This is a genomic window from Halocynthiibacter styelae (assembly GCF_016123485.1).
Classification (GTDB): domain Bacteria; phylum Pseudomonadota; class Alphaproteobacteria; order Rhodobacterales; family Rhodobacteraceae; genus Halocynthiibacter; species Halocynthiibacter styelae.
The window spans coordinates 41,980-53,837 of record NZ_JADCKQ010000010.1; the positions used below are offsets into that span (position 1 = coordinate 41,980).

At 55.9% G+C, this 11,858-nt stretch carries 12 protein-coding genes and 1 tRNA gene; 10 read left to right on the plus strand and 3 right to left on the minus strand.

What is annotated here, in order from left to right:
- The first annotated feature begins 18 nt into the window (after positions 1-18).
- From H1D41_RS13145 to H1D41_RS13160, 4 genes are all read left to right on the plus strand, one after another.
- On the plus strand, positions 19-942 hold the full coding sequence (locus tag H1D41_RS13145; RefSeq protein ID WP_228849338.1) for a LysR family transcriptional regulator: 924 nt from the start codon (positions 19-21) through the stop codon (positions 940-942).
- 185 nt (positions 943-1,127) lie between these two features.
- A tRNA-Met gene (locus H1D41_RS13150) sits at positions 1,128-1,204 on the plus strand.
- A gap of 210 nt (positions 1,205-1,414) precedes the next feature.
- On the plus strand, positions 1,415-1,954 hold the full coding sequence (locus H1D41_RS13155; protein WP_228849456.1) for an RNA polymerase sigma factor: 540 nt from the start codon (positions 1,415-1,417) through the stop codon (positions 1,952-1,954).
- Complete coding sequence (locus H1D41_RS13160) at positions 1,951-3,906, plus strand: vWA domain-containing protein (RefSeq protein ID WP_228849339.1); 1,956 nt, start codon at positions 1,951-1,953, stop codon at positions 3,904-3,906. Before H1D41_RS13155 ends, H1D41_RS13160 begins: the two co-directional genes overlap by 4 nt.
- Before the next feature lie 38 nt (positions 3,907-3,944).
- Here H1D41_RS13160 and H1D41_RS13165 read toward each other — a convergent pair whose 3' ends face one another.
- Positions 3,945-4,298: a hypothetical protein gene (locus H1D41_RS13165; protein WP_228849340.1), complete on the minus strand. Its 354-nt coding sequence runs from the start codon at positions 4,296-4,298 to the stop codon at positions 3,945-3,947.
- Positions 4,299-4,416: 118 nt separating this feature from the next.
- Here H1D41_RS13165 and H1D41_RS13170 point away from each other — a divergent pair, with 118 nt between their 5' ends.
- From H1D41_RS13170 to H1D41_RS13195, 6 genes are all read left to right on the plus strand, one after another.
- Positions 4,417-5,874: an FAD-linked oxidase C-terminal domain-containing protein gene (locus tag H1D41_RS13170; protein WP_228849341.1), complete on the plus strand. Its 1,458-nt coding sequence runs from the start codon at positions 4,417-4,419 to the stop codon at positions 5,872-5,874.
- Between the two features lie 32 nt (positions 5,875-5,906).
- Positions 5,907-7,097 (plus strand): FAD-binding protein, encoded by a 1,191-nt coding sequence (locus H1D41_RS13175; protein ID WP_228849342.1) that lies wholly within the window; start codon positions 5,907-5,909, stop codon positions 7,095-7,097.
- Positions 7,098-7,100: 3 nt separating this feature from the next.
- Entirely contained in the window at positions 7,101-8,444 is a 1,344-nt protein-coding gene (gene glcF / locus H1D41_RS13180; RefSeq protein WP_228849343.1) for a glycolate oxidase subunit GlcF, read from the plus strand.
- A gap of 13 nt (positions 8,445-8,457) precedes the next feature.
- The gene (locus H1D41_RS13185) at positions 8,458-9,282 is read left to right on the plus strand and encodes a trypsin-like serine peptidase (protein ID WP_228849344.1); all 825 of its coding nucleotides are present in this window, start codon (positions 8,458-8,460) and stop codon (positions 9,280-9,282) included.
- Positions 9,283-9,418: 136 nt separating this feature from the next.
- Positions 9,419-9,871 carry an Hsp20 family protein gene (locus H1D41_RS13190; protein WP_107498211.1) on the plus strand — a complete coding sequence of 151 codons (453 nt, stop codon included), beginning with the start codon at positions 9,419-9,421 and terminating at the stop codon, positions 9,869-9,871.
- A 115-nt stretch (positions 9,872-9,986) separates the two neighbouring features.
- Positions 9,987-10,718, plus strand: a complete 732-nt coding sequence (locus H1D41_RS13195) for a glutamine amidotransferase (protein ID WP_228849345.1) — start codon at positions 9,987-9,989, stop codon at positions 10,716-10,718.
- A 51-nt stretch (positions 10,719-10,769) separates the two neighbouring features.
- Here the strand turns inward: H1D41_RS13195 and deoD are convergent, their stop codons facing one another.
- Together deoD and H1D41_RS13205 are read right to left on the minus strand one after the other, a co-directional pair.
- Positions 10,770-11,477 carry a purine-nucleoside phosphorylase gene (gene deoD / locus H1D41_RS13200; protein WP_228849346.1) on the minus strand — a complete coding sequence of 236 codons (708 nt, stop codon included), beginning with the start codon at positions 11,475-11,477 and terminating at the stop codon, positions 10,770-10,772.
- 13 nt (positions 11,478-11,490) lie between these two features.
- Complete coding sequence (locus tag H1D41_RS13205; RefSeq protein ID WP_228849347.1) at positions 11,491-11,823, minus strand: H-NS histone family protein; 333 nt, start codon at positions 11,821-11,823, stop codon at positions 11,491-11,493.
- Positions 11,824-11,858: the final 35 nt, after the last annotated feature.

Sequence of the window (11,858 nt, forward strand, 5' to 3'; positions counted from 1 at the left end):
GAATAGTACAGAAGGCAAATGTCTGACATTGGAAAAAGCTATACCTCATTTTTACGAAATGCGTCCGATCTGTATGCATTTTTAGTTGTGTGCCGTTTGGGGCGCATCGGCCAGGCCGCGCAAGAGTTGCGTATATCTCAGCCAAGTCTGAGCCAACGCATCCGCAATCTGGAAGGGGTCGTGGGGCGGCCATTGTTTGTACGCGTGGCGCGCGGAGTGGAGCTGACGGAAGCTGGTCGCATGCTGCATAAGGATCTGGAGGGTCCGTTTTCAGATGCCGCCAGGCATTTCGATGCATTCCTGAACAAAGACAACCGGAGAACTGTTTCAATCTCTGTTGATTATGCATTCTCTCATGGTGTGCTCATTCCCGGCATGGCCCACATCAGGCAAGATGTCGGGAGTGACGTTGATATTCGTGTGATTGCATCGCAGGAACCTCTTAAAGGTGAAGGCCCGGAAGCGGATATAACGATTTTCATGTGTGACAAAGCCTTTGCGCCGGACAATGCGAAACGTCTGTTTCGGGAAGAAGTCAGCGCTGTTTGCAGTCCCGACTTTGCGCAAAAGCACCCAAAGATACGTACCCCGACAGATCTGCTGTCTGATCCCTCTCTATTGTTGCACTTGAGAACACCGGGTCACCCTGCGTCATGGTGTACATGGGATGAGTGGCTTACAGACTGTGGTGGGTTGAAGGCGCCTTTGCGCAGATTTACCGAGTACAACTCACATGAACTCGTCATGCGTTCGGTTCTGGATGGTGATGGCGTGGCCCTCGCCTGGCACGGTTTATCTGATGATCTTTTGCGTCGGGGCTGGATTGTGCCGTTATTCAGGAATCGGATCATGACGGGGCGCGGCTATTTTATTTGCCTGAACAATCCAGCGCCCGCCGCGGTCGTGCAGAGGGTATTTGATGCAATTGTGTCGATGACCTGAACAGGTTGAATTCCTTTTTGCATTAATTTCATTTCATTGGGTGTTTATTATACCGCTTTTCCGTTTTATGCAGGCGATTGGGGTGCCCTGATGCCGGGTGCTCATATAATTTACATATTTTTTACAAAAGGTCGTAAAAGCCGCTTGTGGCCCGAATGAAACTGGGTTAGATCACCCTCAATTGACGCGGGATGGAGCAGCCCGGTAGCTCGTCAGGCTCATAACCTGAAGGTCGTAGGTTCAAATCCTACTCCCGCAACCACTAAAGCAAAGCCTCGTAGCGAAAGCTGCGGGGTTTTGTTCTTTCTGGCTCACTGTTTTCAAAATATGCACCTGGTTGAATATGTAATTCGACCTTGCTTCCGGATTTTCTGAACTCTCTCTGTGGTGGTCTGGCCGCCTGCCGCCTGAAAAAAGCAACACGTTGACCAGGGATTGACCTGCGAGGCGCGTCATAGTCTTTGATATGCGTATGAATGTGGATGACAAAGAACTTGCGCTGGCGGCAGCTGGTGGGGACGGACAGGCCTTCGGGGTTTTGCTGCGGCGGCACTACGACCGGCTGTTTGCCCTGTGCTTTCGTCTGACGGGAACGCAGGCAGATGCAGAAGACCTGACCCAGGACATCTGCGCGGCCCTGCCTGCCAAGCTTGCCGCGTTCCGGGGGGATGCGAAATTCACCACCTGGCTGTATCGTGTGGCGGTGAATGCCTCGTATGATCGCCGCCGTCGCCAACAGACCCATGCCCGCCATGCGGAAGGCTGGGGTGACTGGGAGGTGAACCGGCAGGAAACGATCCGTGAAGAGGCCGACGCAAAGGACTGGCTGGCTGAGGCCATGACATCCCTGCCGCAGGATCTGCGTGATACGCTTGCCCTGACCATGGATCAGGATATGACCCAGGCCCAGGCCGCAGAGGTTCTGGGCGTGACCGAGGGCACCGTTAGCTGGCGGATTTCCGAGGTCAAGAAGCGCCTGAAATCCCTGCATGAAAAGGAGGCGGACTCATGAGTGATGAATTTGATCTGGACAAGCTGACGTCTGCGATGAATGCAGCGACACCCGCACATGATGCTGAAAAGCGCGACGCGAATATCGCGCTGGCGACTGCGAATTTCGAAAAACTTCACGCATCCCGCCAGGGATCCGCGCCTGACGCGCGTCCTAATCCTGAAGCCGCCCGAAAACCGGGCCTTATTTCAGGAGTACGTGAGATGTTTAAGAAACTGACAACCAAAGGCGTTCTTGCCGCGACAACGTCCATCGCAACCCTTGGCGTCGCGATGATCGTGGTGCTGCCGACAATGTATAAAACGGACCCGGGTGGGCTACGTGTGGCAGAAAGCACAGCCCTGGTTGAGGTTGCCGCAGAAGCAGAGCCACTGGGCATCGTGGCGACAGAGGGAATTGCGCTCGCAGATGATGCAGTGCAACCGTCGGTGCAGGCTCAGGAATTGTTCCAAGGGAGCCCCCTTTCATTTGCGCCACCGCAGGCCCGACGTGGTCTTGCCACCCATGACGCCATTGCGCCGGGCGTGCCGCAGCCGGACATCATGCCTCTGCCTGAAAGCAACACCGAAACTTTCGCCAATGAAGCCCCCAATCCCCTGAAGATCACCACAGAGGAACCTGTTTCCACCTTCTCAATTGACGTGGATACGGCCTCTTATGCCATCGTGCGATCCTCCCTGATGCAGGGCTATCTGCCCCCGGCTGAGGCCGTGCGGGCTGAGGAAATGATCAACTATTTTCCCTATGATTACACGCAGCCCCTGGATGATCAGCCCTTTGCCACCACGGTAACCGTGACAGACACCCCCTGGAACGCGGGCACGCAGCTTGTGCATATCGGTATTCAGGGTGAACTGCCCCTGGTTGCGGAACGTCCACCGCTGAACCTTGTCTTTCTGATTGATACATCGGGTTCTATGAGCAGCCCCGATAAACTGCCGCTTCTGGTGCAAAGCTTCCGCCTGATGTTGTCAGAGCTGCGTGCTGAAGACAGCGTGGCGATTGTCACCTATGCTGGCAGCGCCGGGCAGGTTCTGGAACCAACCCCGGCCAGTGAAACCGCAACCATCATGAATGCGCTGACCAATCTGGACGCGGGTGGTTCCACCGCCGGCCAGGCCGGATTGCAGCAGGCTTATCAGGTGGCGGAAGGCATGATGGAAGATGGCGAGATTTCCCGCGTGATCCTGGCAACAGATGGTGATTTCAATGTTGGCCTGTCTGATCCCGACGCCCTGAAAACCTATATCGCGGACAAACGTGAAAGCGGCACTTATCTGTCAGTCCTGGGCTTCGGGCGCGGCAATCTTAATGATGCGACCATGCAGGCGCTGGCACAGAACGGCAATGGCACTGCCTCTTATATCGACACCTTGCAAGAGGCACAGAAAGTGCTGGTCGATCAGCTGTCCGGCGCTCTGTTCCCAATTGCCAATGATGTGAAGATCCAGATGGAATTCAACCCGGCAGAAATCGCGGAATATCGCCTGATCGGCTATGAAACCCGTGCCCTGCGTCGTGAAGATTTCAACAATGACGCGGTGGATGCCGGGGAAATTGGCGCTGGCCATCGGGTGACCGCGATTTATGAAGTCACACCTGTCGGATCAGATGCGGTTCTGAATGAACCGCTGCGCTATGCCTCTGATGAACTGGCTGAAGGTAACGGCGAACTCGGCTTTCTCCGCCTGCGCTATAAGAACCCGGGTGAGGACATTAGTAATCTGATCGAAACCCCGGTTCTGACGAGTGTATCTGAGACAGGGGCAGAGGCAGGTTTTGCCATCGCCATGGCCGGATTTGCACAACTTCTGCAAGGGTCCGATTATCTGGGCGATTGGGGTTATGATCAGGCGATTGACCTGGCGAACGCAAACCGGGGCGCAGATGAATTCGGCTATCGCAGTGATGCAGTGCGTCTGATGCGCCTGGCGCAAAGCCTGTCACAATAAGGGAAGTTGGGCGCCGGGGGAAACCTTCCGGCGTTTCCTTATTCGGGCAGTGAAACGGCGATTCTTTCCGTGCCCCAGCCTTCGGTCAAGGTTTTTGCCCGGATGTAAACCTCCGCCAAATGGTTTGGGATCTGAACGCCCGAAAGACTGCGTGTGAAGGGTTGTTCATTCACATGGGGGTGATGCAGAACCCGCGTGCCCAGCACATTGCCATCCGCATCTTCAATCCGCCAGCCATCGGCGTAATCCTCCCAGCCGGTATCCCCGTGGCGCAGGGTTACGCTGAAGCGGAAGTTGTCCGAACCCTTCTGTATTTCAACATGTTCAACACGCGCCTCATCGGCGAAGGCGGGCAAGGACAGGGCGAAAAGGGCGGGTATAATATAGCGCATTATGGCGTCTCCTTCAGGCATGAAACCTGCCCTGGGGCAGATGATTTGACCAATCACTTGCATGTGATTTTAAATTGGTTATATTATTTTACCAATCGCCACTTCGGAAGGAACAGCTATGCAGATGCCCCAGCCCGACGCCAGGGTTCTCGCGCGCAAAGACCGCATTATCGCCCGCCTGCGTTCCGCCCTTCCCAATTGCCCGGTGATTTCTGATCCGCGCGAGTTGCATGCCTATGAATGTGACGCGCTGACGGCCTATCGCTGCCCGCCCATGTGTGTGGTCCTGCCCGGCAGCACGGAAGAGGTCTCTGCCGCGCTGCGTATCTGCCATGAAGAACAGGCGCCCGTTGTGCCGCGTGGGGCTGGTACTTCGCTTGCCGGTGGGGCGTTGCCCACCGCTGATTCTGTGATCATTGGCGTGGCCCGCCTGAACCGATTTCTCGAAACCGACTACACCAACCGTTTCATCCGCGTGCAAACCGGCGTGACCAATCTTTCGGTCACAGGGCAGGTGCAGGAAGACGGGTTCTTTTATGCCCCCGATCCTTCCAGCCAGCTTGCCTGTGCAATTGCAGGCAATATCGCGATGAATTCCGGCGGGGCGCATTGTCTGAAATACGGCGTGACCACCAATAACCTGCTGGGCGTCACCATGGTGATGATGGATGGTGAGGTTGTGGAAATCGGCGGGGAATACCCCGATGCCGGGGGCGGGCTGAACCTGCTGGGCCTGATCTGTGGATCGGAAGGACAGCTTGGCATTGTGACCGAGGCCACCCTGCGGATCCTGCATGCGCCTGAGGGCGCACGACCTGTGATGATCGGCTTTGACAGCAATGAAGTCGCCGGGGAATGTGTGTCAGATATTATCCGCGCGGGCATTCTGCCGGTTGCGATCGAATTCATGGACCGCCCCTGCATCCGCGCCTGTGAAGCCTTTGCCAAGGCGGGCTACCCCGATGTGGAAGCCCTTCTGATTGTTGAGGTCGAAGGATCGGAGGATGAGATAAATCATCAGCTTTCCCTGATCAAAGACATCGCGATGAAACACAACCCGGCTGAGTTCCGTGAAAGCACATCAAGCGAGGAAAGTGCCGCGATCTGGCTGGGCCGCAAATCCGCATTCGGCGCTATGGGCCAGATCAATGATTACATGTGTCTGGATGGCACGATCCCTGTGTCAGAACTGCCTTACGTTTTGCGCCGTATCGGTGAGATGAGCAAAGATTACGGTCTGGATGTGGCCAATGTTTTCCATGCGGGTGATGGCAATATGCACCCGCTGATCCTGTTTGATGCGAATAAGCCCGGGGATCTGGAGCTGTGCGAAGAGTTCGGCGCAGATATCCTGAAATTATGTGTCGAAGTCGGGGGATGCCTGACCGGGGAACATGGGGTGGGCGTTGAGAAACGTGACCTGATGGATCATCAGTATGCGCCCGTTGATATTGAGGCGCAGTTGCGTGTGAAGGATGTGTTTGATCCTGCCTGGCTTCTGAACAGCGCGAAGGTTTTTCCGCTGGCGCATACTGAAAACCGTCGCAAGGGGGCTCTGCCCCCGTCAGCAAGCTGACTCCCCCGGAGTATTTCTGGAAAGATGAAAAGATGAAGCCAACAAGCGAAACAGAACTTGCTGAGATGATCCGGGCCGCTGATGGCCCCCTGTGTATCCAGGGGGCTGGTACACGTGACCTGTCCTGTGATGGCGACGTGTTGGACGCCACTGGTCTGTCGGGCGTGACGCTATATGACCCCGGCGCGCTGACATTGGTGGCGGGTGCAGGCACGACCCTGACAGAAGTGGAAAATCTGCTGGCAAAGGAAGGCCAGCGCCTGGCGTTTGAACCACGCCGCCTGAATGCTCTGCTTGGCAGTGCGGGTGAAACCACCCTGGGCGGGATCGTGGCAACCAACAGTGCGGGCCCTGCGCGGATTGGCCTAGGCAATTGCGCAGATCATCTTCTGGGCGTGCGGTTTGTCAATGGTCGGGGTGAGATCGTGAAAAACGGCGGCCGCGTGATGAAAAATGTCACGGGCTATGATCTGGTCAAGCTCATGGCGGGCAGTCACGGTACGCTTGGCGTGCTGACCGAGGTATCTCTGAAGGTTCTGCCAAAGCCGGAAACTGAAGCAACGCTTGCGATTAATGCGGGTGGGCTTAAGGGGCTATCAGCAATGACAACTGCATTGGCCAGTCCTTATGAAGTTACGGGGGCGTCCTTGTTGGATGGCAAGGTATATCTGAGGATTGAGGGGTTTACGGACTCAGTCGATTACAGATGCCGAAAGTTGAAAACGATTGTAGGCGCAATTGCGGATGTTGCGCTGCTCGAAGCTGAGGCTTCTTGTGGCCTTTGGAAGGATGTTTGCAACATCAAGCCGCTGCAGCACTGCGAATATGTATGGAAGATGAACATGAAGCCAACCGCTATATTTAGCGGATTTTTGGCAGCTGCAAGTCAGGTATTTAAGTTCGAAACTATGTTGGATTACAGCGGTGGGCAGTGCTGGATCGGGATGACTTCAGATCAGGCAATGTTTGCTGCTGCTGAGGTCTCCGGGGTTACGCCACAGGATGGGGCAGTCGGGTTTCATCAGAGCATGCAGGAAGCTGTCTCTGATGAGACTGTGAATGAAGGAGGAGGTGGTGATGTGCAGTTCATTAAAGCGCCTGAAAGCATATGGCCTCTGGTTTCCCGTTTCCAGCCACAATCATCCGCCCTTGCCAGAATACAATCCGGGCTGCGGGCGCAGTTTGATCCGCGCGGTATTCTGAACGCGGGGCTGATGGGATAAATCATGCAGACATTCTTCACCGAAAAACAGCTTGAAAACCCGGCAACGGAACGCGCCAATGAAATCTTACGCGCCTGTGTGCATTGTGGGTTTTGCACCGCGACATGCCCGACCTATCAGGTGCTGGGGGATGAGTTGGACAGCCCGCGCGGGCGGATCTATCTGATCAAGGATATGCTGGAGAATGAGCGTAAGCCCGACGCGAAAACCGTGCAGCATATTGATCGCTGCCTGTCTTGTCTGGCCTGCATGTCCACCTGTCCGTCCGGCGTACATTACATGCATCTGATTGACCATGCTCGCGCCTATGTTGAGGAAAACTACAAACGCCCCCTGATGGAACGCATATTGCGCCGGGTGCTGGCGATGATCCTGCCTTATCCCGGGCGTTTTCGTCTGGCACTGCTGGGCGCGAAAATCGCCCGGCCTCTGGCGCAGTTTATGCCCGATCCGCGTTTGAAGGCGATGCTGGAAATGGCCCCGAAACATATCCCACCGGTCAGCCGCAATGATGATCCGCAGGTGTTTGCCCCGCAAGCTGCGCGTAAAATGCGCGTCGCCCTGATGACCGGCTGCGCACAAAAGGCCCTGAATACCGACATCAATGACGCGACCATCCGCCTGCTGCGCCGTCTGGGCTGTGAAGTTGTGATTGCCGACGGGCAGGGGTGCTGTGGCGCGCTGACCCATCATATGGGGCGCGAAGATGACAGTCACAAAGCGGCGGCCCGCAATATTAATGCCTTCCTGGATGAGGACAGCAAAGCGCCGCTGGATGCGATCGTGATCAACACCTCGGGCTGCGGCACGACGGTTAAGGATTACGGTCATATGTTCCGCAACAGTGACATGGCTGATAAGGCGGCCCGGGTTTCGGATCTTGCCATGGATGTGTCCGAAGTCCTGATGAAACTGGATCTGCCTGCAATGGACGTGGATCACCCGGCATTGGGTATGAAGGTTGGCTATCACGCGGCCTGTTCCCTGCAACACGGGCAAAAGATCAAAACCTTCCCGAAAACCCTGCTGAAAAACGCGGGTTTCACTGTGGCAGAACCGCGTGATTCTCATCTTTGTTGCGGGTCTGCGGGCACCTATAACCTGATGCAGCCGGAAATTTCGGGGCAGTTGAAGGCACGTAAGTTGCAGACTCTTGAGGAAATTCAGCCTCAGGTGATCTCTGCCGGTAACATTGGCTGCATGATGCAAATCGGCTCTGGTGCGAAGGTGCCGGTTGCGCATACTGTTGAGCTGCTTGACTGGGCGACCGGTGGCCCTGTGCCGCCATCTGTTCTGTCAACGCAGTCCGGCGGTGTGCCCCAGCCCGAGGTGCCCCGTCTGCGGTAATGCAGGAGCAGGTATGCGGTTTTTCACTGGTGTCCTTTTGGCCCTTTCTCTTTGCGCTGGCGCGGTCAGCGCACAGGACAGTTCGGCCACACCATCAGAACTGCGCACCCTGCAGACCGGGTTTGACGTGCGTGGGCTTAGTGGGATCGGGCGGCTGAATATCGACAACCGGATCATGTGTTCCGGGTCGCTGATTGCCGATGATCTGGTCCTGACCGCCGCCCATTGCCTGTTTGATCCGGAAAGCGGCCAGCCTTTTGAACCGGCTGACATTGAATTCCTGGCGGATCTGCGCCTGGGCCGGCCTTCCGCCACCCGGCATGCCAGCCATATTGCTTTGTTGCCGGAATATAGCCCTGGTGCAGCGGATCGGTTGCAGATCGAACATGACATTGCGCTTTTGCAACTGAACAGTCCGATCCAAAGTTTCACAATCTCGCCCTTCGCGCTTGGGCAAAGCCCCGGTCCTGGTGAGGATGTCGGGATCATATCCTATGCCAAAAATCGCGCCGAAAGCCCTGCTTTGCAGGACCGCTGCCATGTGACAGCCCGCGAAGGCCTGGCCCTGATCCTGACTTGTACGGTTGATTCGGGGTCTTCCGGTGCGCCGGTTCTGCAGATCGAAGATGGGGTCGCGACAGTGGTTTCTGTTGTTTCCGCGCTGGGAGAGCTGGAAAATCAGAAGGTCGCGATTACCACTGTGCTTGATGGCCGCGTGGAACTTCTGATGGCCGAGATCGAAGCTCTGCCGCCTTCCACGTCGCGTGGCACACGTCGCCTGATTCAGATCACCCCGGATCAGCCCGACAGTGGCGGGGCAAGATTTCTGCGCCCCTGAACTGTGATAAACGGGTCTTGAAACCCGGAAAATCCATCATATGTCGATAACAACCGGGCGCCACATCGGGTCCGGTTTCACCATGGTCCGTCCATTCGGAGGGCCGCCAATGTTATCGCTATGAAAGGGTAACCCTATGAGAGCTTTTGATCTTTCCCCGCTGTACCGTGCCTCTGTTGGCTTCGACCAGATCGCTGACATGATGGATCGGGTGGTCAGCAAAGACGCCGCTCAGCCGTCTTACCCGCCTTACAATATCGAAAAGACCGACGATGACGCTTACCGGATTTCCCTGGCCGTGGCCGGGTTCGCGGAAGATGAACTGTCCGTCGAAGTCCGTGAAAACGCCCTGATCGTCTCTGCCCGCAAATCGCAGGAAGACGACGAACGCACCTGGCTGCACCGTGGCATCGCCAACCGCGCCTTTGAACGCCGCTTCCACCTGGCCGATCACGTGCGCGTGCTTGGGGCCAGCCATGAAAACGGCATGCTGCACATTGAACTGGCCCGCGAAGTGCCAGAGGCCCTGAAACCGCGCCGCGTTGAAATTACGTCAACGGCCCATCCCGTGCTCGAAGCGGCTGAATAATCTCCCCCGAACACCTCCCGTGTTCTGTCAGGCGTGCCCTTTGGGGCGCGCCTTTTTTGTGTCGTTGCAATTTTCGGATCACAAAGGCAGAAAGACAAAAAACGGAGTGCGCCTCATGAAACCCTTTCTGATCCTGCAATTGCGCCCTGAAACAGAGGCCGCAGATGATGAATTTCAGGCCTTTCTGAAGTTTGGCAAGCTACAACCGGATGAAGTGCACCGTATTCGCCTGGATCAGGCTGATGTGCCTCAGGGGCTGGATCTGGCGGATTATTCCGGCGTGATTGTCGGTGGTGGGCCTGGCTGCATTTCTGACGACCCGGCGACCAAAAGCGAAATGGATGCCAAGATTGAACAGGCATGCCTTGCTCTGATGCCTGACATCATCCGCGATGATATTCCCTTTATGGGCTGCTGCTATGGCATTGGTATTCTCGGGCACAGCCTGGGCGCGGAAATCAGCAAGGAACGATGGGGCGAAGTCGCGGGCACTGCGGATTGCGAAGCTGTGGCAGATGACCCGCTGACTGAGGGGCTGACAGGCAGCTGGCAGGCTTTTGTCGGCCATAAAGAAGCCTTGCAGGACTTGCCGGAAGGGGCCGTGCATCTGGTCACGTCACCGACCTGCCGCTATCAGATGATCCGTTATGGTCAGAATGTCTACGCGACGCAATTCCACCCCGAAGCGGATGCTGCTGGCTTTGAAAACCGTATCAATATCTACAAACACAAAGGCTATTTCCCACCGGAAGATGCAGACCGCCTGATCGCCATGTGTCGCGCGTCGGATGTCACCGTGCCGGAAGAAATCCTGCGTCGCTTTGTAGATCGTTATCGCACGGCCTGACAATTTTCACAGGCCGCCATCCGGCCTGTGAACTGACATTCAGAGCATGTTTTATTCGGAAAATGCTGCTTCCAGGGCGATTTCAACCATATCGCCAAAGCTTTTTTCGCGCTGATCAGATGGCAGGGCTTCGCCGGTTTTCAGGTGGTCAGAAACGGTCAGAACCGCAAGCGCGCGTACATTGTGGCGGGCTGCCAGGTTGTAAAGTTCAGCCGCTTCCATTTCGACACCCAGAATACCATGACGCATCATCTGTTCGTTCAGATCCGGACGTTCATCGTAAAACACGTCGGATGAATAAATGCCGCCCACATGGGTTGGCGTGCCCTTTGCTTCCGCCGCAGCAACGGCAGACTTCAGCAGGCTCCAGTCCGCGCAGGGGGCAAAGTTGATTTCTTTAAAGATGCCGCTGGAAGGGGTGGACAGGCTTGTGGCTGTCATCGCGATAATCACATCACGGATCGCAACCTGATCCTGCATACCGCCACAGGACCCGATACGGATCAGGGTTTTTGCCCCGAAATCGCGGATCAGTTCGTTGGCATAGATCGACAGGCTCGGCATCCCCATGCCAGAGCCTTGAATCGTAACCGGATGACCCTTCCAGGTTCCGGTGTAACCCAGCATACCCCGGGTTTCATTCACCAGACGCGGCATTTCCAGAAAATTTTCTGCCGCCCATTTTGCGCGATAAGGATCGCCGGGCATAAGAACAGTTTCAGCAATTTCGCCTTTTTCTGCGCCAATGTGAATGGTCATATCAGTACCTTCCTCAGATCTCCATGTCGGAAGGACTGATACCCCGGCTCAGCGCTGCGGTAAACCAGTTTGGTTTCCTGCCTTTGCCGGTCCAGGTCATTTCACTATCTTCCGGATTGGCATAGCGAGGTGGGGAAACAGAGCCATACATGCGCCCTGATTTACCGCGCCTTGCGCCGTTTCCAGAAATTTCGTCCAGCGAAAAGCCGAATTCAGAAACCGCCGCTTTTGCTGCGTCCAAAGCTGCCTGACGGTCGCGGGCTTCGGCTTCTGCCAGGGCCTTTTCAACATCATTTTTTAAAACACTTAACTCGTTACGACTAAGGGTGGATAAGTTAATATTCATTTGGAACTCCCATCATCGTAGCCACAATAGGGCAT